The sequence below is a fragment of the Corynebacterium sp. CMW7794 genome (assembly GCF_001563605.1).
Classification (GTDB): Bacteria; Actinomycetota; Actinomycetes; order Mycobacteriales; family Mycobacteriaceae; genus Corynebacterium; species Corynebacterium phoceense.
The window spans coordinates 1-23,965 of sequence record NZ_KQ961769.1 but is presented as its reverse complement, the minus strand read 5'-3'; the positions used below and the strand labels follow the sequence as shown (position 1 = coordinate 23,965).

The 23,965-nt window shown below is 65.3% G+C and carries 16 protein-coding genes; 10 read left to right on the top strand and 6 right to left on the bottom strand.

Annotation, left to right across the window (positions count from 1 at the left end; genetic code table 11):
- Positions 1-96 precede the first annotated feature (96 nt).
- The 8 genes from HMPREF3227_RS10435 (at position 97) to HMPREF3227_RS10400 (ending at position 14,952) form a co-directional block, all read left to right on the top strand.
- Positions 97-1,128, top strand: coding sequence for an alpha/beta hydrolase (locus HMPREF3227_RS10435; RefSeq protein WP_066493550.1), 1,032 nt, complete (start codon positions 97-99; stop codon positions 1,126-1,128).
- A gap of 271 nt (positions 1,129-1,399) precedes the next feature.
- Positions 1,400-3,370, top strand: a complete 1,971-nt coding sequence (locus HMPREF3227_RS10430) for an alpha/beta hydrolase-fold protein (RefSeq protein ID WP_066493551.1) — start codon at positions 1,400-1,402, stop codon at positions 3,368-3,370.
- Complete coding sequence (locus HMPREF3227_RS10425) at positions 3,370-3,894, top strand: DUF732 domain-containing protein (RefSeq protein ID WP_066493552.1); 525 nt, start codon at positions 3,370-3,372, stop codon at positions 3,892-3,894. The genes HMPREF3227_RS10430 and HMPREF3227_RS10425 overlap by 1 nt, the downstream gene beginning before the upstream one ends.
- A 126-nt stretch (positions 3,895-4,020) precedes the next feature.
- The gene (locus HMPREF3227_RS10420) at positions 4,021-4,965 is read left to right on the top strand and encodes a cutinase family protein (RefSeq protein WP_066512926.1); all 945 of its coding nucleotides are present in this window, start codon (positions 4,021-4,023) and stop codon (positions 4,963-4,965) included.
- Positions 4,966-5,072: 107 nt separating this feature from the next.
- Positions 5,073-6,941, top strand: coding sequence for a FadD32-like long-chain-fatty-acid--AMP ligase (locus tag HMPREF3227_RS10415; RefSeq protein WP_066512921.1), 1,869 nt, complete (start codon positions 5,073-5,075; stop codon positions 6,939-6,941).
- 359 nt (positions 6,942-7,300) lie between these two features.
- Complete coding sequence (gene pks13, locus HMPREF3227_RS10410) at positions 7,301-12,160, top strand: polyketide synthase Pks13 (protein ID WP_066512990.1); 4,860 nt, start codon at positions 7,301-7,303, stop codon at positions 12,158-12,160.
- Positions 12,161-12,308: 148 nt separating this feature from the next.
- Positions 12,309-13,853, top strand: a complete 1,545-nt coding sequence (locus tag HMPREF3227_RS10405) for an acyl-CoA carboxylase subunit beta (protein ID WP_066512918.1) — start codon at positions 12,309-12,311, stop codon at positions 13,851-13,853.
- A gap of 505 nt (positions 13,854-14,358) precedes the next feature.
- Positions 14,359-14,952, top strand: coding sequence for a DUF4126 domain-containing protein (locus tag HMPREF3227_RS10400; protein ID WP_066493569.1), 594 nt, complete (start codon positions 14,359-14,361; stop codon positions 14,950-14,952).
- Here HMPREF3227_RS10400 and HMPREF3227_RS10395 read toward each other — a convergent pair.
- Genes HMPREF3227_RS10395 through trmB form a run of 5 tightly spaced genes read right to left on the bottom strand, consistent with a single transcriptional unit; the run spans position 14,873 to position 19,864 of the window.
- Positions 14,873-15,241: a DUF3054 domain-containing protein gene (locus tag HMPREF3227_RS10395; protein ID WP_066512916.1), complete on the bottom strand. Its 369-nt coding sequence runs from the start codon at positions 15,239-15,241 to the stop codon at positions 14,873-14,875. The two genes, HMPREF3227_RS10400 and HMPREF3227_RS10395, sit on opposite strands and share 80 nt — an antisense overlap.
- Complete coding sequence (locus HMPREF3227_RS10390; protein WP_066493571.1) at positions 15,219-16,238, bottom strand: lysylphosphatidylglycerol synthase transmembrane domain-containing protein; 1,020 nt, start codon at positions 16,236-16,238, stop codon at positions 15,219-15,221. The genes HMPREF3227_RS10395 and HMPREF3227_RS10390 overlap by 23 nt, the downstream gene beginning before the upstream one ends.
- On the bottom strand, positions 16,235-18,478 hold the full coding sequence (locus tag HMPREF3227_RS10385) for an MMPL family transporter (protein ID WP_066512914.1): 2,244 nt from the start codon (positions 18,476-18,478) through the stop codon (positions 16,235-16,237). Before HMPREF3227_RS10385 ends, HMPREF3227_RS10390 begins: the two co-directional genes overlap by 4 nt.
- A gap of 9 nt (positions 18,479-18,487) precedes the next feature.
- A complete protein-coding gene (locus HMPREF3227_RS10380; RefSeq protein WP_066512912.1) occupies positions 18,488-19,084 on the bottom strand; it encodes an NYN domain-containing protein in 597 nt (198 codons plus the stop codon).
- Positions 19,085-19,864, bottom strand: a complete 780-nt coding sequence (trmB, locus tag HMPREF3227_RS10375) for a tRNA (guanosine(46)-N7)-methyltransferase TrmB (protein ID WP_066493583.1) — start codon at positions 19,862-19,864, stop codon at positions 19,085-19,087. It lies immediately after the preceding gene.
- A gap of 315 nt (positions 19,865-20,179) precedes the next feature.
- Between trmB and HMPREF3227_RS10370 the strand changes: the two genes are divergently transcribed.
- Positions 20,180-22,012 (top strand): phosphoenolpyruvate carboxykinase (GTP), encoded by a 1,833-nt coding sequence (locus HMPREF3227_RS10370; RefSeq protein WP_066512910.1) that lies wholly within the window; start codon positions 20,180-20,182, stop codon positions 22,010-22,012.
- Positions 22,013-22,103: 91 nt separating this feature from the next.
- Here the strand turns inward: HMPREF3227_RS10370 and HMPREF3227_RS10365 are convergent, their stop codons facing one another.
- Positions 22,104-22,841 carry a class I SAM-dependent methyltransferase gene (locus HMPREF3227_RS10365; protein WP_066493595.1) on the bottom strand — a complete coding sequence of 246 codons (738 nt, stop codon included), beginning with the start codon at positions 22,839-22,841 and terminating at the stop codon, positions 22,104-22,106.
- 24 nt (positions 22,842-22,865) lie between these two features.
- On the opposite strand from HMPREF3227_RS10365, the gene HMPREF3227_RS10360 reads away from it, so the two are divergent.
- Positions 22,866-23,933, top strand: coding sequence for a glycosyltransferase family 4 protein (locus HMPREF3227_RS10360; RefSeq protein WP_066493599.1), 1,068 nt, complete (start codon positions 22,866-22,868; stop codon positions 23,931-23,933).
- Positions 23,934-23,965 lie beyond the last annotated feature (32 nt).

Here is a 23,965-nt window from a genome sequence, read left to right as displayed (position 1 = left end):
GGAGCGACTTTTTCGCGCTCGTCCGCTAAGCTACTGCAGAACCTTCGTTATAGATTTGTGACGAAATCAGAATTCTTTCAATCTCAAAGGAGAGACATGTTCACCTTGTCCTTGACCAAGGTACAGACGGTGTCTCAGCGCGTCCTCGCGGTCCTCGTGGCCATCGTGGTCGCCTGCGGCCTCGCCGCCGTCGCCGCCCCGCGCGCCTCAGCTGCCCCGCGCGACTTCCTGCGTGCGGACGCAACCGGTACATGTACGTGGGATCCCGTGGGCTGGTGGGTCCAGCGCTGCGACGTGTGGTCCCCGTCCATGAACCGCACTATTCCGGTGCAGATTCAGCCGGCGAAGCGCGGCGGCAACGCGGCGCTCTACCTGCTCGACGGCCTCCGTGCGACGGATAAGACGAACGCGTGGGTCAACGACGTCAACGCGGCACGTCTCTACGAGCCGAATAACATCACGCTCGTTATGCCGGTGGGCGGCACCGCATCCTTCTACCAAGACTGGCAGGGTCCGGCCACGTATGACGTCATCAACCCGGTCACCTACCAGTGGGAGACCTTCCTCACCTCCGAGCTGCCGGGCTACCTCGAGCGCAACTTCGGCGTGGCACGCAACAACAACTCGATTGCGGGTCTGTCCATGGGCGGCACCGCCGCCATCACGCTGGCCGGCAAGCACCCGGGTCAGTTCCGCCAGGCGCTGAGCTTCTCCGGCTACCTCACCACCTCTCTGCCGGGCGCTCACACCTTCATGCGCATGGCCCTGCTCGATGCGGGCGGCTACAACATCAACGCCATGTACGGTTCTTCGCTCAACCCGCAACGCTTCGAGAATGACCCGTTCAACCAGATCAATGGTCTGCGCAACACGGACGTCTATATCTCGGCCGCCTCGGGTGTTCCGGGCCCCAAGGATAAGTCCATCCCGGCCAACATCCAGGCCGCCGGTATTGCTCTGGAGGGCTTTTCCCTCGCGACTACCCGCCTGTGGGAGGCGAAGGCCCGTGCTATGGGTCTTAACCCCACCGCGGATTACCCGGCCACCGGTGAGCACAACTGGATCAACTTCGGCGATCAGCTCGTGAAGACGCACAAGCGCGTTCTCGACGTCATGAACGCCTGGTAAATCTCCACGCTCTTCGCCCGCGCACCTCGCACCGAGGTGCGCGGGTTTGTGCGTTTTTCCGCGTGTCCTCCCCCACAAAGTCTCAAGTTTTACTTAAGGTAGAGCGCACAATAGACATAGACAGCTTCGCCAGCACCCTGGCTGCCAGTCCGGAGGAGGGGAACCTTCGGAATGTGGCTCGCCGCGGTGCCTCCTCTCCACGCCTCGTACCGGGCGTGGTGGGGAATACTCGTGACCTCGCCGCCACTTCAGAGATTTTTAAAGGACTTTCATGCGCACACCATCTCGCTTCCCCTCTCGCACCGCCCAGACGCCGCGCGCACTCCGTCGCGGCATCGCTGCCGCCGCTCTGCCCACCGCCATCGCCGTGGGCGTGGCCCTGCTGCCGGGCGCCAACGCACAGTCGTCGCTGCCGAATGGTCTCTCCAGCAACGGCTCGAGCCTCTCGGATGCCTTCGCGCCGTCCAACCCGCCGCAGCGCACTCCGATTTCTACGGAGGATCATCCGAAGATTGAGGGTCTGCCGGAAGGCGTGTCCGTCAACCGCATCGAGTATCTTTCCCCGCGCCACGTTAAGGTGTGGGTGAAGTCCGCCGCCATGCCGGAGCAGGAAGTGGGTGTGCAGATCCTGCTCGCGCGCGATTGGTACTCCCAGCCGGATAAGACCTTCCCGGAGGTCTGGGCGCTCGATGGCCTGCGTGCGCGCGACGATGAGTCCGGCTGGACCATCGAGACCAACATCGAGTCCTTCTACGCGGACAAGAACGTCAACGTTGTCATGCCCATCGGCGGCGAGTCCTCCTTCTACTCGGACTGGCAGAAGCCGGACAACGGCAAGCACTACATGTGGGAGACCTTCCTCACCCAGGAACTCACGCCGATCCTCAAGAACAAGTTCCGCTCCAATGAGCAGCGCGGCGTCATCGGCATCTCCATGGGCGGCACCGCCGCCATGAACCTGGCCGAGCGTCGCCCAGACCTCTTCAAGTTCGTCGGTTCTTTCTCCGGCTACCTGGACACCACCACGCAGGGCATGCCGGAGGCTATCCAGGTCGCGCAGATGGATGCGGGCGGATACACCTCCACCAACATGTGGGGCCCGCACTACTCTCAGGACTGGGTCGACCACGACCCGAAGCTGGGCATCGAGGCTCTCAAGGACATGACTGTCTACGTCTCTGCTGGCTCCGGCAAGGACGACTTCGGCACCCCGGGCTCCGTGGCCAAGGGGCCGGCCAATATGGCGGGCGTCGGCCTCGAGGTGCTCTCGCGCATGTCCACCCAGACCTTCGTGGACTACGCGAAGAAGGCTGGCGTTCCGGTCACCACCAAGTTCCGCCCGTCCGGCATCCACAACTGGGAATACTGGCAGTTCGAGATGGAGCAGGCCTTCCCGTACGTCGCGGACGCCCTGGGTCTGTCCAAGGAAGACCGCGGCGCGGACTGTACCCCGGTGGGCGATATCGCTGCCGCCACCAAGGGCGGCATCATCGGCACCTGCGTCAACAACGAGTACGACGTGGCGGACGGCAAGGGCAAGGCCGAGGACTTCACCGGAGGCACGGCCTACTGGTCCCCGGGCACCGGCGCACAGCCGCTGTTCGGCCGCATTAACGCCCGCTACGCGGAAATCGGCGGCCCGTCCTCCTGGCTGGGCTTCCCCACCTCCGGCGAGCGGAAGACTCCGGACGGCAAGGGCCGCTTCGTTCACTTCGAGCACGGCTCCATCTACTGGACCGCGGAGACCGGCGCGTGGGCCATCCCGGGCGACATGTTCACCGCGTGGGGCGCGGGCGGCTACGAGACGGGCGACCTCAAGTACCCGACCGCAGCTGTGCGCCAGGTCGGCGAGGGCTACGCCCAGGACTTCCAGAACGGCGTCCTCACCCGTAACCCGGACAAGTCCAACTCCGTCGTCCACGGCGCCATCGGCGCGAAGTACAAGGAGCTGAACGGCCCCGAGTCCGCTCTCGGCTTCCCGAAGGGTAACGAGAAGGCTATCAACGGCGGTGCCTTCCAGGAGTTCGAGCACGGCTCCATCTACTGGTCCCCGTCCACTGGTGCACACGTCATCATGTACGGCGACATCTTCAACACCTGGGGCGCCAATGGCTTCGAGCAGGGCGTGTATGGCTGGCCCACCGAGGACTACGCGCAGATCCCCGCCGGCGGTGAGATCCAGAAGTTCCAGCACGGCGAGATCAGCCAGGTCTTCGGCGCTATCCAGGAGAAGAAGAACTAATGCGTGCCCCGCTCGCTGCTGCCGTCCTCGCCGCCGCCGGCCTGCTGGCCGCATGCGGCTCCGCGACGGTGGAACAGGAAACCCCCACCTCCATCGCCCCGCTGGAGACCACCGCGCTTTCCGATGCCCCCTCCTCCGAGTCCGCCGAGGCTTCCGCCTCGGCATCAGGGGCGGCGTCAGCGTCTGAGTCTTCAGCGAGCGCATCCTCCGAGCCGGAGTCTGAGGCCGCGGCCGTCGCCACGGCCCAGGACGAGGGCGCCCGCGCCATCTCCGAGGCTCCCGCGCCTGCACCGCTCGTGGACCGCGACGCGGACTACCTCGCGGCACTCACGCAGTCTGGCATCAACACCGAGGGCGTCGAAGACCAGCTCCTCGGCGTGGGCCAGAACTCCTGCGAGGGCCAGGATTCCGTCACCATCGGCGCTGTCGCCGGCCAGCTCATCGAGCAAGGCCGCACGCAGCTGCCGCACGAGCAGGTCGTGGCGCTCATTACGAATACCGCCATGGCGGCCTACTGTGGCTAATCCACCTGGCTAATCTAGCTGCAGTGACAACACTGCAGTACAGAAACGGGGCACAGCCAGCTCCCATGTAGTCCGCATGGGGCTGGCACCTTTCCCCAACGTTGAAGGAGTAGTTCTAAGAAGACTATGAAAAAGGTTGTCACAGTCATCGCTGTCGTCATCGTTCTACTCGTCATCGGTGGGGGAGCGGTCCAATACTTCAACTCGCGTCAGACGGGAACGAGCACGGATAACGCGCTCGATCCTGCCGCCCCGGACAACCCCGAGGGCGAGGACGCGACCACGCCCGAGCAACCGGACTGGTGCCCGGCCTATGAGTTCATCTCTGCCCCTGGCACGTGGGAATCCGCGAAGGACGATAATCCGCTCTCGCCCACGGCCAACCCGCGGTCGTTCATGCTGTCTATTACGAACCCGCTGCAGCAGGCTTATACCCCGGACCACGTCAAGGTGTGGACCCTGCCGTATACCGCGCAGTTTAAAAACATCAACGCGCAGCACGAGATGAGCTATGACGAATCCCGTCAGGAAGGCACCTCGACGCTCGAGGGCGAGCTCAACTACATGCACAGCGAGTGCCCCAACATGCAGTTCATCCTTTCCGGCTTCTCCCAGGGCGCCGTCATCGTGGGCGACATCGCGGACCGCATCGGCGGCGGCAACGGCCCCATCCCAGCCGAAAACGTCGCCGGCGTCGCCGTCATCGCGGATGGTCGCCGCATGCCCGGCGTGGGCATTAACCCGGGCAACCCCGTGGACGGCATCGGCGCGGAGGTCGCCCTCCTGCCGGTCAATTCGCTTATCCAGGCCGTCGTCCCCGGCGCCACCATGCGCGGCGAGCGCGCCAACGGCTTCGGTTCGCTCGCGGACCGCACGTATCAAATCTGTGCCCCGGATGACTCGGTGTGTGATGCCCCGCGCGATATTGGCAACGGCATTGACCGCGCGGCCGCCCTCATCGCTGCCAACGGCGTCCACGCCATGTACGCCTCGAACCCCAACGTCATTCCGGGCACGACGGCGAATGCCTGGGTCGTGGACTGGGCGCGCGGCATCATCGACGCCGCATAAGCGCACCGCAGCGCTTAACTATCCTCGCGTGGTGTTGCTGACGCCGCGCGTCTCTGTGCTATATTTTGCAGTCAAAACAAAACTACATCGAAAGTAAAGGAACCCCCATGGATCTTGCCAAGATGTTTGCCAAGTTCTTCGACGAAAACGGCCAGATCGTCCTGCCGCCGCAGCTGACCCTGCCGGGCCTGGCCGAATTGCTCTACGCCCAAGAACAGGCTGCCGGCGCGGACCTGGACCGCCCCATCCTGCGTCAGTGGGATTACAGCGAATCCCGCGAGGGTACCCCGCGCGAGGTCTCCCGCCGCGAATTCAACACTCGCGTCAAGGCCGTCGCGGCCCGCCTGCAGCAGGTGGGCGGTATTGGCGACCGTGTCGCCGTCCTCGCCGGCAACTCCCCGGAGTACATCTTTGGCTTCCTCGGCGCGATGTACGCGGGCATGATCCCGCTGCCGCTCTACGACCCCAACGAGCCGGGCCACACCGCACACCTCAACGCCGTCTTCGGTGACTCCAACCCGAAGATCGTGCTCACCAACAACGTGTCCGCCGCCGCGGTGCGCAAGCACTTCGCAGACCTCCCCGCCAAGGAGCGCCCGCGCGTCATTGTCGTCGATACGCTGCCGGATAATCTGGCGGAGAGCTTCGTCAACCCCGCGGAGACCCCGCAGGGCAAGGCCATTGCCGCCAACTCCACTGTGGCCCCCATCGATATGCCGGCCTTCCTGCAGTACACCTCCGGTTCCACCCGCACCCCGGCGGGCGTGCAGCTCACCAACCGTTCCATCCTCACGAACGTGCTGCAGATCTTCACCAGCGTGCAGATCAAGATGCCGCCGCGCGTCGTCTCGTGGCTGCCCATGCACCACGACATGGGTATCATCCTCGCCGTCTTCGTTACGATCCTCGGCTTCAACTTCGAGATCATGACCCCGCGCGACTTCGTTCAGCACCCGAAGCGCTGGATCAACCAGATCAAGCGCCAGCCGGTCGACGACAACCTTGCGGGTACCTACGCTGTTGTCCCCAACTTCGCGCTCGAGCTCTCCGCACGCTACGGTGCCCCGGAGGAGGGCGAGGAGCTCGACTTCTCCAACATCGACGGCATCATCATCGGCTCCGAGCCGGTCACCGAGTCTGCCGTGAACTCCTTCTGGGAGACCTTCGGTAAGCCCGAGTACAAGATGCGCCGCGACGTCCTGCGTCCGTCCTACGGCCTGGCTGAGGCCTCGCTTATCGTCGCGACCCCGCAAACCCCCAACCGCCCGATCATCGCGCACTTCGACCGCGATGCCCTGGCTGAGGGCAAGGGCGTCATCGTTGATAAGTCCGAGACCACCGTGGCGTTTGCCTCCAACGGTCAGGGTGTGCCCGCGCAGTATCTCACCCTTGTCGATCCGGAGACCCGCACTGAGGTCGAAGACGGCGTCATCGCTGAGATTTGGCTCCACGGCCGCAATATGGCGTCCGGTTACCTGGGGCGCGACAGCGAGTCTGACGCCACCTTCCGCAACACCCTCGCCGGCCGCCTGCCGGAGGGCTCCCGCGTGGACGGCGCCCCGGATGATGACAAGTGGATGGCCACCGGCGACCTCGCCACCATCATCGATGGCGAGCTCTACATCACCGGCCGCCTCAAGGACCTCATCGTCATCGCGGGCCGCAACCACTACCCGCAGGACATCGAGGCCACCGTCCAGGAAGCCTCCGAGCGTGTCCGTCCGGACTCCGTCGCTGCCTTCTCCGTGGAGGGCGACAACACCGAGTCCCTCGTCATCCTCGTCGAGCGCCCCGACGGTGTCACGGCTGACGATGCCGCCGATGCCGAGGCCACCGAGGTCATCCGCGGTGCCGTGACGAAGAACCACGGCGTCACCCCGGACCAGGTCGTCTTCTTCAACGCTGGCGAGATCAACCGCACCTCGTCCGGCAAGATCGCCCGCCGCGTGGCGAAGAAGCATTTCGTCGAGGCATAAGCACGTAACGCTACTGCCCATCACACCGAGCCCCAGCCATTTACGGCTGCGGCTCGGTGCGAGCATTTTTCGCGTGGGTGACCGTGATAGAGCGCGGCTTCGCGCGTTCGGGCCGACCGCGGGAGTTCCTCACGTATCGCGCCGCGGCCGCATTCAAGCGGCGGGCGAAGGGCAGAAATGGGGCATGCTGGTGGCGATCTTAAGGCGTGTTTTCCCAGTACATGGGACATAAATGGATGTCGCAATTCGGCAGAGGACTAACAAAGTGAGACAATGGGGCGATATTTCTTGTTATGAGGGCGCGCCGGAAGGCGCTGCGCCGGCAAGTAACACCCGCCATAGAAAGACTGATGACTTTTATGACCGTTGAAGAACTACGCGTCTGGCTGCGCAATTGGGTGGTTGAGACCACCGGCGTCGAGCCTGAGGAAGTGACGGACACCAAGCCCCTAGAAAACTTCGGGCTGTCCTCCCGCGACGCGGTCGTGCTCTCCGGCGAGCTGGAAAACCTGCTGGGCACGCACCTCGACGCGACCGTGGCTTACGAATACCCCACCATCGCGCAGCTCGCGGACCGCCTTATCAATGGCCCCGCAGATCCGCAGTCGCTGCGGTCGCAAGCGCCCGCAGGTGGTGACGCCGCACCCGCCCGCAAGGCTGATGAGCACGACATCGCAATCATCGGCATGGCCGGTCGTTTCCCGGGCGCCAATGACGTTGCGGAGTTCTGGCAGATGCTTACCGAGTACCGCACTGGCACGGGCCCGCTTCCCATGGGCCGCTGGAGCGAATACACGGCAGACCCGGTGATCTCCGCGAAGCTGGAAACCGAGAACACCACCGGTGGTTATATCGAGGACATTGCGGGCTTCGACCCGGAGTTCTTTGGTCTCAGCCCGCTCGAGGCCACGAACATGGACCCGCAGCAGCGCATCATCCTCGAACTGGCCTGGGAAGCCCTCGAGGACGCCGGCGTTCCCGCCAACGAGCTGCGCGGCACCGCCACCGGCGTCTACATCGGCTCCACCAACAACGACTACGGCATGCTGCTCGCCGCCGACCCGGCGGAGATGCACCCCTATGCGCTCACCGGTACGTCCTCGGCCGTCATCCCGAACCGTGTGTCCTACGCGCTGGACCTGCGCGGCCCGTCCATCAACGTCGACACGGCGTGCTCAACCTCGCTGGTGGCCATCCACCAGGCTGTGCGCGACCTGCGCACGGGTGCTGCCGATGCCGCCCTCGCCGGCGGCGTCAATATCCTTGCGGCTCCGTACGCGTCGCTGGGCTTCAGCGAGCTCGGCGTCATCTCGCCCACGGGCAATATCCACGCGTTCTCGGACGACGCGGATGGCATCGTGCGCTCCGATGCCGCCGGCCTCGTCGTCCTCAAGCGTCTGTCCGACGCCCAGGCGGCCGGCGATAACATTCTGGGTGTCATCCGCGGCTCCGCCGTGAACTCGGACGGCCACTCCAACGGCATCACCGCGCCGAACCCCGAGGCCCAAGTCGACGTCCTGCGCCGCGCCTACGCCGACGCTGGCATCGACCCGCGCACCGTCGACTACGTAGAGGCGCACGGCACCGGCACCATCCTCGGTGACCCCATCGAGGCCTCCGCGCTCGGCCGCGTCATCGGCCACGGCCGCGACGTCGCAAGCCCCATGCTGCTCGGCTCCGCGAAGTCGAATATCGGCCACTCCGAAGCCGCCGCCGGCGTCGTGGGTCTTATCAAGGTCCTCTCCGCCATGCGCGCCAACGAGCTGCCGGGCCAGGTCAACTTCACCGAGCCCAACCACTACGTCGACTTCGACGCCGAGCACCTCGAGGTTGTCGCCGACACCCGCGAGTGGCCCGAGTACTCCGGCCGCAAGGTCGCGGGCGTCTCCGGCTTCGGCTTCGGTGGCACCAATGCCCACCTCGTCCTCACGGACTACCGTCCGGATCTTGACGGTGAGACCACCCGCCGCCCGGCCCAGGTGCGCCTTGAGGAGAAGCCCGCCGTCGACGAGGACCACCCGGCCGTCGTGCCGTCCTTCTCTCTGGCCGTCTCCGGCCTCCTGCCGTCGCGCCGCAAGGCGCTGGCCGCCCAGCTCGCGGACTTCATCGAGGAGACCCACCCGGATCTCTTCGACGTCGCCCGCGTTCTCGCCGGCCGCAACCACGCGCGCTCCCGCGCCGTCGTTACCGCCACGAACGAGGAAGATGCGGTGCGCCGCCTGCGCCAGGTTGCCGAGGGCAAGGTCTCCGTGGGCATTTCTTCGGCCGACGCGCCAGCGTCGGCCGGTCCCGTCTTCGTCTACTCCGGCTTCGGCTCCCAGCACCGCAAGATGGTCAAGGACTTCCTCGAGGTCTCGCCGTTCTTCGCTGAGCGCCTCGCCGAGCTCGACAAGATCGTGGACTTTGAGTCCGGCTGGTCCATCCTCGACATCGTCCGCGACGACTCGCAGACCTACAACACGGAGACGGGCCAGGTCGCCGTCACCGCCATCCAGATCGCGCTCACGGATCTCCTCGCGCACTTCGGCGCCCGCCCGTCCGCCGTCATGGGCATGTCCATGGGCGAGATCGCCGCGGCCTACGCCGCCGGCGGTATCTCCGCCGAGGACGCCATGCTCATCGCGTGCCACCGCGCCCGCCTCATGGGCGAGGGCGAGGCCTCGCTCACTGAGGAAACTCAGGGCGCCATGGCCGTCGTCGAACTGTCCGCCGAGGAAATCTTCGCCCTCGGCAACGACATCGAGCCCGCCGTCTACGCCGGCCCCGGCATGAATACTGTCGGTGGCCCGCGTCAGCAGGTCCTCGACCTCGTCGAGCGTCTCGAAGGCGAAGGCAAGTTCGCCCGTGCCCTCAAGGTCAAGGGCGCCGGCCACACCTCCGCCGTCGAGCCGCTCCTCGGCGAGCTCGCCGCAGAGATCGCTGGCATCGAGGCTCGCCCCATCCACACGGCGCTCTACAGCTCCGTGGATAAGGCGGTGCGCTATGAGCCGGGCGCCACGGTCCACACGGACGAGTACTGGCTCCACATGACGCGCCAGGCCGTCTACTTCCAGGACGCCACGGAGCAGGCGATCGCCCACGGCCACACCCAGCTCGTGGAAATCTCTCCGAACCCTGTCGCGCTCATGGGCATGATGAACACCGCGTTTACCGTGGGCAAGGCCGATGCCCAGCTGCTCTACGTCTTCAAACGCAAGATCGACGAGTCCGCCTCGCTGCTCGACCTCCTGGCCAAGCTCTATGTCGCGGGCGCGCCCATCGACTACCGTGCAGTCTTTGGCGATCTTTCCGCTGCTTCCGCCAACGCGGCAGCGCCGGCGGTGCCGCATACGCAGTTCAAGCGTCAGCACCTGTGGACCAATGCTCGCCCGGCGTCGGGCGTGTCGGGTCTGCCCGGCGCCCGCGTCACGCTGCCCACCGGCCAGATTGCCTTCGGCACGAACGCGGACCAGGCGCCGAGCGTCCTCGCGCTGCTCGAGTCCGCCGCCGAGGCTGTTGAGCCCGGCGCCCAGCTCGCCGCCGTTGAGGAGCACGCCGACCTTCCGCCGGCGGGTGACATCACGGTGACGGTCGACCGCTCCCTGGGCGGTCTCTCCGTTGCCGCGTACCTCGCCACGGACGGTTCGCTGCTTGCCGAGGGCTTTGCCTCCACGCTGCAGCTTTCCGATGCCCCCACGCTCCAAGGCGTCCAGGCGCCTTCCGCTTCGACGTCTGCGGCGCCAGCCGCCGATGAGCTCGCTGACATCGAGGCCGTGCGCTGGGATCCGTCCCAGGAATCTGTCGAGGAGCACCTCGCCCTCATCGTTTCTGAGTCCATGGGCTACGACGTCTCGGACCTGCCGCGCGAGCTGCCGCTCATTGACCTGGGGCTTGATTCGCTCATGGGCATGCGCATTAAGAACCGCGTGGAAAACGACTTCCAGATTCCGCCGATCCCGGTCCAGGCCCTGCGTGACGCGTCGCTCGCCGACGTCATCGCCATGGTCGAAGAAGCTGTCCAGACCGGCGAGACCCCGTCTGAAACCCCGGCCGCGGCGGGTGCTGCAGCCGACGCTGAGGATGAGGCGGCATCGGAAAGCCCGGCCCCGCAGACCTCCAGCGAGGACGCCCCGGCGGGCGCCGTCGATGCGGAAGGCGTCGGCGTCGCCCCGCGCGACGCCTCCGAGCGCCTGGTCTTCGGTACCTGGGCCACGTTCACAGGTAAGGCCGCCGCAGGCGTGACCTCCACGCTGCCGGCTATCTCGGACGAGGTGGCGCAGCAGATCGCCGAGCGCCTTACCGAGCGCGCCGGGATTGAGGTCACCGCAGGGCAGGTCAAGGAAGCCCAGACCCTCGAGCCGCTCGCTGATCGCGTCCGCGAGGGCCTGGAGACTGAGGTCGAAGGCAACGTGCGCGTGCTGCGCGAGGCCGATGGCTCCGCCGTGTTCATGTTCCACCCGGCCGGCGGCACGACTGTCGTTTACCAGCCGCTCACTCGCCGCCTGCCGGACGACGTTGCCGTCTACGGCATCGAGCGCGTCGAAGGCTCCATCGAGGAGCGCGCCGAGTCGTACCTCGATGACATCATCACGTACGCACGCGGCCGTACGATCGTCCTCGGTGGCTGGTCCTTCGGTGGCGCACTGGCTTACGAGGTAGCCGCGCAGCTGGGCAAGCGCCGCGCCGCCGGCGAGGACGTCCCTGAGGTGGGCTTCATTGCGCTGCTCGATACGACGCAGCCGGCTCACCCGGCTCCGGATACCCTCGAGGAGACCAAGGCCCGCTGGGGTCGCTACGCGGCGTTCGCGAAGAAGACCTACGACCTGGACTTCCCGGTGCCGTACGATCTTATCGAGACCGTCGGCGAGGACGCCGTCATGGCGATGCTCGCGGAGTTCCTCTCCACGACCGATGCCTCTGAGCACGGCCTCGCCGCCGGCGTCCTCGAGCACCAGCGTGCCTCCTTCGTGGACAACCGGATCCTGGCGAAGATCGACTTCCAGCGTTGGGCTGAGGTCGACGTCCCCGTCCTGCTCTTCCGCTCTGAGCGTATGCACGACGGCGCCATCGAGCTCGAACCTGCCTACGCGGAGATCGCTCCGGATGGCGGCTGGGGCCAGATTGTGAAGAACCTGGAGATCGTCCAGCTTCCGGGCGACCACCTCGCTGTGCCGGATGAGCCGGCCATCGGCATCGTGGGCAAGCACATGCAGCAGTGGATTGAAGAGAAGCTCTCTTAAATTCTCCGCACTGAGCGCGGCTCGGCTTCGGCTGAGCCGCGTGCGACGTTTTCTCCTCCCCAAGGGGGAGTTATCATTGAGGACTGACATGTCGGCGGCTGCCTTCACGGCGACCGCGCGATAACCCAAGACACCGAGGAGTTCATTCGTGACAACCACGGCTGAGAAGCTAGCCGATCTGCGCGCACGGCTTGAGAAGGCGCAGGATCCCGGATCCGAGCGTTCGCGTCAGCGCCGCGACGAGGCCGGCCGGTCCACGCCGCGCCAGCGCATTAACGCGCTGCTCGATGAGGGCTCTTTCGTGGAAATCGGCGCCCTGGGCAAGACCCCGGGCGACCCGGACGCCATCTACTCGGATGGTGTGGTGACGGGCTACGGGCGCATCTCCGGCCGTCCGGTGTGCATCTACGCGCACGATAAGACGGTCTACGGCGGTTCCGTGGGTGTGACCTTCGGCCAGAAGGTCACTGAGGTCATGGATATGGCCATCAAGATTGGCTGCCCAGTTATCGGTATTCAGGACTCCGGCGGCGCCCGCATTCAGGACGCGGTGACCTCGCTGGCCATGTACTCCGAGATCGCCCGCCGCCAGATGCCTTTGAGCGGCCGCAGCCCGCAGATCTCCATCATGATGGGCAAGTCCGCCGGCGGCGCCGTGTACGCACCCGTGACGACCGACTTCGTCATTGCCGTGGACGGCGAGGCCGAAATGTACGTCACCGGTCCCAATGTCATCCGTGAGGTCACCGGTGAGGACATCACCTCCGCGGACCTGGGCTCCGCGCGCCAGCAGGAGCTCAACGGCAACGTCCAGGCCGTCGTCGGCTCCGAGGAAGAGGCCTTCGACTTCGTCCGCGACCTGCTCGACCACCTGCCGCTCACCTGCTTCGACCCGGCCCCAGAGTTCCCGGCGCCGTCCGACGCGGAGCTTGACGATGCCGCCTTGGACTCGTTCATGCCCGACGACACCAACGCCGGCTATGACATGACCGAGCTGCTTCCGCTGCTGGGCGACGATGAGGACATCATCGAGCTGCAGCCCAACTTCGCGCCGAATATGATTACGGCCTTCGGCCGTATCGACGGTAAGACCGTGGGTTTTGTGGCGAATAACCCGATGTTCAACGCGGGCTGCATCGACGCCGATGCCGCCGATAAGGGCGCGCGCTTCATCCGCATCTGCGATGCGTATAACATCCCGCTCGTCTTCGTCGTCGACACCCCGGGCTACCTGCCGGGCGTGGAGCAGGAGAAGGCCGGTCTTATCCACCGCGGTGCGAAGTTCGCCTTCGCCGTCGTCGAGGCGACCGTCCCGAAGGTTTCGCTCATCGTGCGCAAGGCTTACGGCGGAGCCTATGCCGTCATGGGCTCGAAGAACCTCACTGGTGACATCAACCTGGCGTGGCCGACCGCGCAGATTGCCGTCATGGGTTCCGCCGCTGCCGTCGTCATGATCGCCGGCAAGCAGCTCGCCGCCGCCGAGACCCCGGAGCAGCGCGCCGCGACGAAGAAGATGTTCATGGACTTCTACGACGAGACCATGACCGCGCCCTACGTTGCTGCGGAGCGTGGCTACCTCGATGCCATGGTCAATCCCTCCGAGTCCCGTCTGGCCCTGCGCCGTGCGCTGCGCCAGCTCGCCGACAAGGATGTCCACGACCTGCCGAAGAAGCACACGATTTCGCCGATGTAGCACTTGCTGGTCTCGACGCGATAGACTCAACGAGACATTTTTCAAAAAATAGGAGGCCGGCATTATGCTCAGCAGCGTTCTCGACCTGTCGGGAGACATCATCAACTACATCATCATGGCGGTCAACCAGCTGATTGCCGCGGTTAGCCCGCGCTAGAAGTTGCGACGCGTCTCGCCTCTCTGTATTCCCGGTCCACGGTGTTATCTCGCGGGCCGGGTTTCTCATGTGGTGAGCACACTCGTGGTTCGTTACCTCGTTGCTATCAAACTGTGAAGTTTTTGACAGGTTTAAATCATGCTTATTGCAGAAGATTGTGCCATAATAGAGTCATGCGTTTGAGAGAGGCGCATGAGAGATAGAGAGAACCCCTCCTCCCGAGGGGCGAGCGGCCTGAGAAACCACTCGGAGTCGGGAGATTTGAGAGAGACCATCGGCCCCCAGGAAACTGGGGGCCGATGGTATTTTTCTTCAGCCCCTGATGCCCGTCGTGCTTAACTGGAAACCATGGAACTTTCCGCAGCCCTCGGCCTGGCCACCTCGGCGGGCCTGAACGCCTATATTCCTCTGCTCATCTACGGCGTGCTCGCGCGCTACACCGATTGGGTAAACCTGCCGGAGGGGTGGACGTGGCTTTCGGACCCGATTCTGCTCATCATCATTGGCGTGCTGCTCGCCATCGAGATTGTCGCGGACAAGGTGCCGGCGGTCGACTCGGTCAATGACATTATTCAGACGCTCGTGCGTCCGACCTCGGGCGGGCTTATGTTTGCCTCGGCGTTCGGGGATCAGACGGTGGGTGACTCCAGCGTGTGGTCGGAGCCGAAGACGTGGATTCTGCTCGTCGTTGGCTTTGGCGTTGCGTTGGCCATGCACCTGCTCAAAACGACAACGCGGCCCGTCGTGAACACCACCACCGTGGGCGTGGGTGCCCCGGTGGTCTCCACGGCGGAGGATGTGTTCTCGGCGGGCCTGGCGGCATCGGCAGTCTTTGCGCCAGCGCTGGTGCTCGTGCTGATTGCTATCGTCGTGGCGCCTGCTGCTTGGCTAATCTGGCGTTTCGGCGCATCGCGACGACGCGCCAAGCAAACATCAGAATAAAGCTCATCACGGACGCCACGATGAGGAAGCTGTAGTGGGGCATGCGCCCGTTGACCACGGTCCACAGGATCATGCCGATGATAATGGCGCTGGGCCAGACGATGATGCCCTCGCCGTAGTGGTTGCGGGGCTTGACCAACGTGACAATGCCCCAGCCCACGAGCGCGCCCACGGCCCACGGCCAGAACGCGTCGATGGCGCCCAGGAACGTGAACGGCGGGTGCGCCGCGCGGGCGAAGAGCGCAAAGAGGACGAGGGCAGCGATATCAAGAAGCGGTGCTGTGCGCACTGGAATCCTTTCCATTGAGGGCCTGATAGGTAAGGCCCTGGCGAGCGTAATGCCAGAAGTAGATAACCCAGCCAATGATAGTAACCAGGGCAAAGGAAATCAGGCGGTAGATGAGCGCGGCGGAGGTCGCGCCCACGGCCGTCATGCCCGTGGCCACGAGTGGGCCGATGATGGCGGCCTCGACCGTGCCCAGGCCGCCGGGGGTGACCTGCGCGGAGCCAGCAAGTTTGGCGGTGAGGAAGGCGAGCGCGACGCCCGCCATCGTGGTGGCGTTCTCACCGGCGCGCAGCCACGGCATTTCACCGGTGACGGCCCACACGGCCGCCCACAGCGCGAGCAGGTCGAGCAGGCGATGGACGAGCGAGGCGCCCGAGACAATCCCGAAGGCCCAGCGCGACAGGTGCACCTCGCCCAAGTGGTCGACCTCCGCGCGCAGGCGTGCGAGCTTGGGATGGCCGAGCCACTTCTTGAGGGTCTCAGGGTGCTCCGTGAGCCAGAAGATGCCGCCCGTCGCCGCGGCCATGAGCGTCACGGTGAGGATGAGCGAGCCCAACGCCATATCTGCGTTGAGGAAGAACACACCTGCGATGCCGATGAGCGCGAGCCACATCGTAGAGATCGCGGAGGACAGGAAGAAGAAGTAGCTGCACAAGGCTACCGATGCCCCCCAGCCGCGCTGCACCTGAAAAGTCAGGATTGCAGAGAAGGCGGGCCCGCCCGGCAGCGTCGTGGACCAGGCGTTGGAGGCCATGGAAATCGCGAAGGCCTCCCGCAGCGGAACGTGTACGCCGCCTGCTCCGATGAGTCGGCGCATGACCTCACTCATCGAGGCCACTGCGCCTAGCGCGAAGACGACCACGAGCACCACGGGCAGCAGCTCCGCGTGCCGCAGGCTGCGCAGGCCGTCGCCGATGAAGTCGAGCTGGTCCCTAAAGAACCAGCCCAGCGCCGCAAGCGCGACGAGCGAGACTATCCACGTAATCCACTTGCGGTTCATTCTTTTTCCAAACGTTTCACCAGCTCGCTGAAGGGCACAAGCTCCGAATCGGTGTCCGCGGTGCGGCGGCCGCGGTAGGGGCCTTCCGGTTCCTCCATGCCTGCCGTCTCGGCAGCGGGCGCGGCGGGGGAGGGGGCATCGGCAAGCTGGGCGTGGCCCATGCGGGTGTAGGCGCGCTGGATAAACCGCGGGGCCCACCAGTTGTCCTCGCGCAGGAGGTGCATGACGGCGGGGACGAGGAGCATGCGCACGACGGTTGCGTCGAGGAAGAGCGCGAAGATCATGCCGAAGGCGATGTACTTCATCATCACGATATCGGAGAAGCCGAAGGCGGCGGCGACGACGATCATGATGAGCGCGGCGGCGGTGATGATGCCGCCGGTGTGCGCGGTGCCCTTGGCGATGGCCTCGTCGGTGGAATCGCCTGCGCGGCGGGCCTCGACCATGCGGGAGACGAGGAAGACCTCGTAATCCGTGGAGAGGCCGTAGACGATGGCGATGATGAGGACGAGGACCGGCGACATGAGCGGGCCCGGCGTGAAGCTGAGCAGGCCCGAGCCCGCGCCGAGGACAAACATGCCGGTGAGAATGCCCAGCGTGGCGCCGGCGGTGAGCACTGTCATGATGACGGCCTTGGCCGGCAGGACGAGCGAGCCGAAGACGAGCGCCATGAGGATGAACGTCGTCGCCACGATGTAGAGAGTCATCCAAGGGAGCTTGTGGATGAGGGCATCGAGGGACTCGACTTCCATGGCGGGTGTGCCGCCGACGTAGAGTTCGACGCCCTCCGGAGCCTCGATGTTTTCGAGCTCGTGGACGATGCGCGTGTAGTCCGCGCGGTCCTGGATGCCGGCGGAGAGCACCGTCGTGCCGTCCACGGTGGAGGTGGACGGCGTCATGGGCTCCGTGAGGCCCTGGAGGCCGCGGACCTGCATGTAGACGTCCACGAGCTGCTGGTTGCTCTCCGCGCCAGTGACGACGAGCTTGACCGGCTCCGTGCGGAAGCCCGGGAACTCCTCGTTGAAGCGGTCCTGCGCGACGCGGGTCTGCTGCGTAGGCGGCAGGTAGGTTTCGTTGATGCCGCCGAAGGTCATGGCGAGCGTGGGCAGCGTGAGCGCGATGAGCAGCCCGGCGATGCCCACGGTGACCCACGTGGCGCGCTTCATTGCGAGCTTGGGCAGCCTGTACCACCAGGAGTCTTCAAGCGTTCTCGCTTTTCGGCTTGTGCGGCGCACGGTCCACTTGTCGATGTTCTTACCGAGAAGGCCGAAGAGCGCGGGCAGCACCGTGACCGAGAGGAGCGCGGCGAGGCCCACGGCGGAAATCGCGCCGTAGGCGACGGACTTGAGGAAGGCCTGCGGGAAGATGAAGAGCCCGGAGAGCGCGAAAGCGACCATGAGGGCGGAGAAAACCACGGTCTGGCCGGCGGTCGCGGTGGTGCGGGCGACGGCGTCCTGGGTCTCGCGGCCGGCGTCGAGCTCCTCGCGGAAGCGGGAGACCATGAACAGGCCGTAGTCGATGGCCAGGCCCAGGCCCAGCAGCGTGACGACGGCCTGGGCAAACGTATTGACCTGGAGGAAGCCCGCGAGCACCGAGAGGATGCCCAGTGAGCCCAGGATGGATAGGCCGCCCACGACGAGCGGCATGAATGCCGCGACGACGGACCCAAAGACCACGAGCAGCAACAGGCCGACCAGCGGCAGGGCGGCCTTCTCGGCGCGCGCAATGTCGTTGGCCATGCCGTCATCGAGCGCGTCCGCGACGGCGGTGGCGCCGGCGACCTGGACGGGCAGCTCCGTGTCGTAGAGGGAGTCCTCGATGGCGCGGTAGTCCTTGAGCGTCTGCTCCCCGTCGCCCTTCAATCCAATGGCGGCGAAGGCGACGTTGCTCTCCGCGTTCTTGAGCTTCGGGTTGCGCGAGTCGAAGTAGCTCGTGACGTGGTCGATCTGGTCCGGGTACTGCTCCTTGAGCCCCTCGATATAGGACTTGGCGGCGTCGAAGTTCTTATCGGGATCGTCGATGAGCAGGATGACGTCGCCGTTGTTATCGCGGCCGAACGTGTCCTGCTCGATCTTTGCGGCAGCCGTGGACGCCGAGTTCGGATCGTCCCAGCCCTCCTGGCTCATCCGGTCGCCCAGTTGGGTGCCGAAGACGCCAAAGAGTACGAGGATGGCCGCCACGATGAGCAATGGCACGACCTTGCGGTGCTTATAGGAAAATAGGCCCCAGGAATAAAACACGCGACCTCCTTATTTAAGCAACGCGGCAAGCGGGCGGAACGGCTGGAGCCACGCGCCGCCCTCCGGCAGGTTGTCCAGGTTGACGCGCGGCAGCGGCTCGCGGAACGAGCCCTCGATGTCCTCGAGATCCACGAACTCGAAATGCGCCACCTCGCCTGCTGCATGCAGCGCCCAGTTGGCGTGTTCGCGGAAGCCGAGCACCGTGACGGCTACGCCCGTGTGGGCGAGTTCGCGCAGGAGCGGCTCGAAGTTCTGGCCGTCCGCGCTCGCGACGACGACGCCGGCGAGCTGGCCCCGGTTGGCCTGGATGTGGTCAATCATGTCCGGGTCGACGTCCGAGTCCTCCGTGAGCTTCGGCTTGGCGAAGACGCCAAAGCCGACGTTGCGGATGGCTTCGACCCAGCTGCGGATGGCATCGGCATTGCCGGGCGTGACGTTGGTGAAGACTCCTGCCTCAGGGTCGGCGCCCACGGCCTGGGCCTGCTCCACGAGCCAGCCGCCGATGACGTCGAAACGCGGCCGGTGCGCGGCATCTGGGCGGTGGCCCAGGATGGCCCCCAGGCCCATGTCCATATTGGGCGCGTCCCACACGAGCAGGTACTTCATTTACTTCTTCTCCCAGAGGTATTCCTTGATCACGTGGTCTGCGTCGAGACCCTTGCCCTCAAACTTCGTAATCACCTGGCGGTCCGTGAGCTGCGGGCACTCCGGCCACGGCCAGTCCTTGTACTCCAACTGGGGCTCGACGTTCACGAGCTCATCGATCCACTCGGCGTAGCCCGCGTGGTCCGTCGCGACGTGGAGCACGCCGCCTTTTTTCAGGCGCGAGGCAAACAGATTGAGCGGGCCCGACTGGATAATGCGCCGCTTGTGGTGGCGCGCCTTGGGCCACGGGTCCGGGAAAAACACGCGAATGCCGTCGAGCGACTCCGGCTCCACCATGCGCATGAGAACCTCCATGCCGTCCCCACGGACCATGCGGATGTTTCCGATGCCCCCGCGCACCACCGCGCCCAGCAGCTTGGCCAAGCCCGGCTTATACAGCTCGACGGCAATGACATTGGTGTCCGCTTCGAGCGGGGCCATTGCGGCCGTCGAGGTACCGGTGCCGGAGCCGATCTCCAGGATGGTCTTGGCACCAGTGCGGCCGAACCACTCGTCGATATCGATGCGCTCGTTGGCGAGCTCGCGCCCTAGGCGCGGCCAGTGCTCGTCGAAGAGCGCCTGCTGGTTATCGGTGAGCGTGCCGCGCCGGAACGTGACGTTGCCTAGGCGCGGGTAGTCGAGCTCGTTGCCGAAGGTGGCGTTGAAGTCGGTCTGCATGGGACCGAACTGGCCGCGCTCACGCTCGGTGAGGGCCTGTTCAGGGTTCTGTGGTGTAGTCATCGCACCCTATTGTTCCTGTTTTTAGGTCAAGGACCAATATTGACAGGCATTGCTGTTTCTCTCGTCCGCCCGCGCGGTTATAACCAGGGCGTCGGCGCGCCGAGACTGCGTGCGTGCTTTGTTGGCATCGGGGGCACTGTTCCCCCGTTTGAGGGTGCAGGAGTGTGGCGCATTTCCCACGGCCCCCAGGGGTGCCCGCGGTTTCAGTTAAGGTGGGGAGCGTGGATATAACCTGTTGGTTTTTATTTAGCCCACAAAAGTGTTTGTAGCGGCTACTCTGTACATGCCAACACCTGATCACCCAAGGAGAAGTGAATGACCGCTCAGATTCGTGGCCTCGTTGGAGAAATTCCGACCCAAAATGAACAGCTCATCTCGTGGATTAGTGAGTCTGTCGAGCTTTTCCAGCCGGAGAGCGTGGTCTTCGTGGACGGCTCCCAGGAAGAGGCTGACCGCCTTGCGGCCGAGCTCGTGGAGAAGGGCACTCTGATTAAGCTCAATGAGGAGAAGCGTCCGAACTCCTTCCTCGCGCGCTCCAACCCGTCTGACGTCGCCCGCGTCGAGTCCCGCACCTTCATCTGCACGGAGAAGGAAGAGGACGCTGGCCCGACCAATAACTGGATGGACCCGACCCAGATGAAGGCCGAGATGACCGAGGCCTTCCGTGGCTCCATGAAGGGCCGCACGATGTACGTCGTGCCGTTCTGCATGGGCCCCATCAACGATCCGGAGCCGAAGCTCGGCGTTCAGCTCACTGACTCCGCCTACGTTGTGCTCTCCATGCGCATCATGACCCGCATGGGCAAGGAAGCCCTGGACAAGATCGGTGCCAACGGCAACTTCGTCCACGCGCTCCACTCCGTGGGTGCCCCGCTCGAGCCGGGCCAGGAAGACTCCGTCTGGCCGTGCAACGAGACCAAGTACATCACCCAGTTTCCGGAGACCAAGGAAATCTGGTCCTACGGTTCCGGCTACGGCGGAAACGCCATCCTCGCCAAGAAGTGCTACGCCCTGCGTATCGCTTCCGTCATGGCGAAGGAAGAGGGCTGGATGGCCGAGCACATGCTTATCCTCAAGCTCACCAACCCGGCTGGCAAGTCCTACCACGTTGCCGCTGCCTTCCCGTCTGCCTGCGGTAAGACCAACCTCGCCATGATCACCCCGACCATCCCGGGCTGGTCCGCACAGGTCGTGGGCGACGACATCGCGTGGCTGCACCTGCGCGAAGACGGCCTGTACGCCGTCAACCCGGAGAACGGTTTCTTCGGCGTCGCGCCGGGCACCTCCTACGACTCCAACCCGATCGCGATGAAGACCATGGAGGCCGGCAACACGCTGTTCACCAACGTTGCGCTCACCGATGACGGCGACGTCTGGTGGGAGGGCATGGGCGGCGACACGCCGGAGCACCTCATCGACTGGCTCGGCAACGAGTGGCGTCCGAACGAGGCGACCAGCAAGGCCGCTCACCCGAACTCTCGTTACTGCGTCCCGATTGCTCAGTGCCCAACCGCGGCTCCGGAGTACGACGACTGGAAGGGCGTCAAGATCGACGCGATCCTCTTCGGCGGCCGCCGCGCGAAGACCGTTCCGCTCGTCACCCAGGCTTTCGACTGGAACCACGGCACCATGATCGGCTCTCTGCTTTCCTCCGGCCAGACCGCTGCCGCGGCCGAGGCCAAGGTTGGCTCCCTGCGCCACGACCCGATGGCTATGCTGCCGTTCATCGGCTACAACGTCGGTGACTACCTGCAGCACTGGATCGACATGGGCAAGGAAGGCGGCGACCGCATGCCGTCCATCTTCCTGGTCAACTGGTTCCGCCGCGGCGACGACGGCCGCTTCCTGTGGCCGGGCTTCGGCGAGAACTCCCGCGTCCTCAAGTGGATCGTCGACCGTATCGACGGCAAGGTTGAGGCCACCGAGACCGTCGTGGGCCACACCGCCCGCCCGGAGGACATCGACCTCGCTGGCACGAACGTCCACATGGCCGACGTCAAGGAAGCTCTTGCCGTGAACCCGGCTGACTGGGCCGCCGACATCGAGGACAACGAGGCCTACCTCAAGTTCCTCGGCGACCGCGTCCCGGCTGAGGTTCACGAGCAGTTCGAGGCTCTGAAGAAGCGTCTCGCTGACGCAGGCGTTTAAAAAACGACTGCAGCGCCGCCCACCCGGGCGGCGCTTTCTTTTTCTTGGACGAACCTCAGGGCCTTCGTCGCCGACGCGCGCGGCCGAGCGGTCACGCCCGCAGCACGAGCACCAGATTCGACGTCAAGAACTCGCGCAGCACCGGCACGCGCACGACCCACCACGCCCACCACGGGTGGTAGCGCGGAAAGGCACACCACGACCGGCCGCTCGAGCGAGCCCAGGACAAGCCTTCCCGCGCCGACACGGCGAAGAGCGACTCACCAAACACGTTCTTCGGCGCGTGGCCGTGCACTCGCGTGTAGCGGTCGCGCGCGAACGCGCCGCCCACATAGTGCTGCCACAGCCCGGTCTCGTGCCCGCCGAAGGGCCCGAGCCAGACCGTGTAGCTAATAATCACCAGGCCTCCGGGCTTGGTCACCCGCAGCATCTCGCGCGCCATGTCCCACGGCCGCGGCGTGTGCTCGACAACGTTGGACGAGTACGTCACGTCGAAGGCGCCGTCTGCGAAGGGCAGGTCAGCGCCGTCCCCGCGCACCGCATTCGCCACACGGATGCCGGCCGCAGACATCTCCGAGTGCGAAGGCTCCACGCCGAAGTAGGACGCCCCGCGCGCCGCGAACGCCGAGGCGAAGTAACCCGGCCCGCCGCCCACGTCGAGCACGCGGCCCATCGGCACGCCATGGTCCGCGCAGAGTGCCGCGACCAAAGAAGCGGTGTCGTCAGCTAACCCGCCGTAAAAAAGAGACGGCGCCGTTTGCTCAAAGCGGAACGAGCGCAGCAGCCGCCACGAGCGGCGCAAGGTGGCCAAGGCACGGGTTTTCTTCATAACCCATTAGGCTAGTAGCTCGACATGAGAATTCTTTTACTGTGCTGGCGCGACTCCACCCACCCGCAGGGCGGGGGCTCGGAACGCTACTTGGAGCGCGTGGGCGAGTACCTCGCCGCGCACGGTCACGAGGTTATTTTCCGCACCTCGAAGCACATGAACGGCGCCCGCCGCGAGAAGCGCGACGGCGTGACGTACTCCCGCGCAGGCGGCAAGTTCACCGTCTACCCGTACGCGCTCTTGGCGCTCGCCACGGGGCGGTTCGGCAAGCTTGGCGCTGTCATTGACACTCAGAACGGCATCCCATTCTTCGCCCGCCTGGCCACGCGAAAGCCAGTCGTCCTGCTCACGCACCACTGCCACAAGGCGCAGTGGCCCGTCGCCGGCCCCTTCCTGTCTCGTCTCGGCTGGTTCCTCGAGTCCAAGGTCGCGCCCCGCGTCTACCGCGGCGTGCCCTATGTCACCGTCTCGCGCGGCTCCGCGGCGGACTTGGAGAAGCTCGGCGTCACGGGCATCGAGATCATCGAAAACGGCGTCGACCCCATCCCGGCCCACGTCCCGCGCCTCGAGCGTGAGGCCGGTCTGCACCTTGTTACGCTCTCGCGCCTCGTCCCGCACAAGCAGATCGAGCACGCCATCGACACGGTCGCGGCCGTGCCGGGCTCGGTCCTCGACATCATTGGTAGCGGCTGGTGGGAGGCTCAGCTGCGTGAGTACGTCGAGAAGCACGACCTCACTGACCGCGTGCGCTTCCGCGGCCAGGTCACCGAGGACTACAAGCACGCGCTGCTCGACCGCGCCGATATCCACCTCATGCCCTCCCGCATGGAGGGCTGGGGCCTCGCCGTCATGGAGGCCGCCCAGCATGGCGTGCCCACCATCGGCTACCGCTTTGGTCTGCGCGACTCCGTCCGCGACGGCGAGACCGGCGTGCTCGTCGAGACCCTGCCCGAGCTCATCGCCGCCACCCGCCAGCTTTCCGATGCCCCCTCCCGCCGCGCCGCACTCGGCACCGCCGCCCGCGACTTCGCGGCCGGTTTCTCCTGGGAGTCGACCGGCCGCCGCTTCGAAGAACTTCTGTCTTCGCTGTAAAACGGCATGCTGAAGTGCCCGCCCTTCGGGCG

What these genes read in the sequence shown, in the direction of transcription:
- HMPREF3227_RS10435 (WP_066493550.1), top strand. Translation starts at nt 97, where the DNA reads ATGTTCACCTTGTCCTTGACCAAGGTACAGACGGTGTCTCAGCGCGTC.
- HMPREF3227_RS10430 (WP_066493551.1), top strand. Translation starts at nt 1,400, where the DNA reads ATGCGCACACCATCTCGCTTCCCCTCTCGCACCGCCCAGACGCCGCGC.
- HMPREF3227_RS10425 (WP_066493552.1), top strand. Translation starts at nt 3,370, where the DNA reads ATGCGTGCCCCGCTCGCTGCTGCCGTCCTCGCCGCCGCCGGCCTGCTG.
- HMPREF3227_RS10420 (WP_066512926.1), top strand. Translation starts at nt 4,021, where the DNA reads ATGAAAAAGGTTGTCACAGTCATCGCTGTCGTCATCGTTCTACTCGTC.
- HMPREF3227_RS10415 (WP_066512921.1), top strand. Translation starts at nt 5,073, where the DNA reads ATGGATCTTGCCAAGATGTTTGCCAAGTTCTTCGACGAAAACGGCCAG.
- pks13 (WP_066512990.1), top strand. Translation starts at nt 7,301, where the DNA reads ATGACCGTTGAAGAACTACGCGTCTGGCTGCGCAATTGGGTGGTTGAG.
- HMPREF3227_RS10400 (WP_066493569.1), top strand. Translation starts at nt 14,359, where the DNA reads ATGGAACTTTCCGCAGCCCTCGGCCTGGCCACCTCGGCGGGCCTGAAC.
- HMPREF3227_RS10390 (WP_066493571.1), bottom strand. Translation starts at nt 16,238, where the DNA reads ATGAACCGCAAGTGGATTACGTGGATAGTCTCGCTCGTCGCGCTTGCG.
- HMPREF3227_RS10380 (WP_066512912.1), bottom strand. Translation starts at nt 19,084, where the DNA reads ATGAAGTACCTGCTCGTGTGGGACGCGCCCAATATGGACATGGGCCTG.
- trmB (WP_066493583.1), bottom strand. Translation starts at nt 19,864, where the DNA reads ATGACTACACCACAGAACCCTGAACAGGCCCTCACCGAGCGTGAGCGC.
- HMPREF3227_RS10370 (WP_066512910.1), top strand. Translation starts at nt 20,180, where the DNA reads ATGACCGCTCAGATTCGTGGCCTCGTTGGAGAAATTCCGACCCAAAAT.
- HMPREF3227_RS10365 (WP_066493595.1), bottom strand. Translation starts at nt 22,841, where the DNA reads ATGAAGAAAACCCGTGCCTTGGCCACCTTGCGCCGCTCGTGGCGGCTG.
- HMPREF3227_RS10360 (WP_066493599.1), top strand. Translation starts at nt 22,866, where the DNA reads ATGAGAATTCTTTTACTGTGCTGGCGCGACTCCACCCACCCGCAGGGC.